Genomic DNA, 1,077 nt, shown 5'->3' with positions numbered 1-1,077 from the left:
GACTACAGCAGCTTCGGCTCTGAAACCCTCCAACAGCAAGCAAAAGAAGCACTTTCCCAGTTCTTCGGTTTCGTCCGTCACACCTTCGTCAGTGGCCTCGAAATCGGTCGAAATTTGCGGCAAGTGCTGCACCAACTGTGCCTCGAACGGGGACTCACCCAAGGCGATCGCCTGTTCGAAAAATGGCTGGACTCCTCCGATTTTGGTGACTCCACCTGGATGGCGCGAGCATTAATCCAAATTTCCGACTGGTTCGACTCGCAGCGCCAATCCATCCAACAGCTCATCCTCAAGTCAGTGCCTGCGGTTAGAGTACGACTATTCCCAATTCGGTTTCTCCTCTTTGCAGCAGCAAGCGAAGGACGTACTTTCCCCGTTCTTCGGTTTCATGCGCCATACCTTCACCATCGGCCTAGAAATCGGTCGCAGCTTCTACCAACTCCTGCATCAACTTTAGCTCAAACGTCAGGAGCGACTCAAAAACTGGCTTTAATATACGCAATTAACGACTATTTTATCGATTCACCAATTCCTGCAACCAACCAAAAAGTGCATCATCGATAAAAAGACGACTAAGGATGAACAAGTGGAACCAAGTGAATTTTGCCAGCGATGGATCGTAGATCCTGCTCCTGGGGAGTGGGGCTACAGACAAGCCTGTACCAAGTTGCTCGCCGAAGCAACAGGGCTATCAGAGCGTAGTATTGAAAATTGGGGCAAGGATTTTTCCAATCGACCGGACTACATTTTGCTCATTCTCCAGAAAGACAACGCCCTCAGAGAAATTCAACTCACTCTGACCCAGTTAGAAAAACTGATCGAATCAGCCCTTCATAATCCCCGCTAACCTCCTTGACATTTACCCGCAAATAACGTATATTGAAGCCAGAAAAAAAATAGGGCGATACTACCCGCCCCAAATCCATTAAAAATAACCACTCAACATCTTATCATGGACTTCACCGCGACCTCTACCCTTCCCCTGAACCTCCGGTTCGAGTACGACTACAGCAGCTTCGGCTCTGAAACCCTCCAACAGCAAGCAAAAGAAGCACTTTCCCAGTTCTTCGGTTTCGT

General features: G+C 48.7%; 2 protein-coding genes. Both read left to right on the top strand.

Going from position 1 to position 1,077, the window contains the following annotated elements; translation table 11 throughout:
- Positions 1–564 (top strand): hypothetical protein (locus LKK83_RS15350; RefSeq protein ID WP_324632083.1); only part of this gene is annotated, 564 nt, incomplete at its 5' end.
- 22 nt (positions 565–586) lie between these two features.
- Positions 587–847, top strand: coding sequence for a hypothetical protein (locus LKK83_RS15345; RefSeq protein ID WP_324632082.1), 261 nt, complete (start codon positions 587–589; stop codon positions 845–847).
- The last annotated feature ends 230 nt before the right edge of the window (positions 848–1,077 follow it).

It is taken from the genome of Phormidium sp. CCY1219 (genome assembly GCF_035615515.1).
In the GTDB taxonomy this organism is placed as follows: domain Bacteria; phylum Cyanobacteriota; class Cyanobacteriia; order Cyanobacteriales; family Laspinemataceae; genus CCY1219.
Note: the sequence above shows the minus strand (reverse complement) of the source record. Positions and strands in the feature narration are given on the sequence as shown.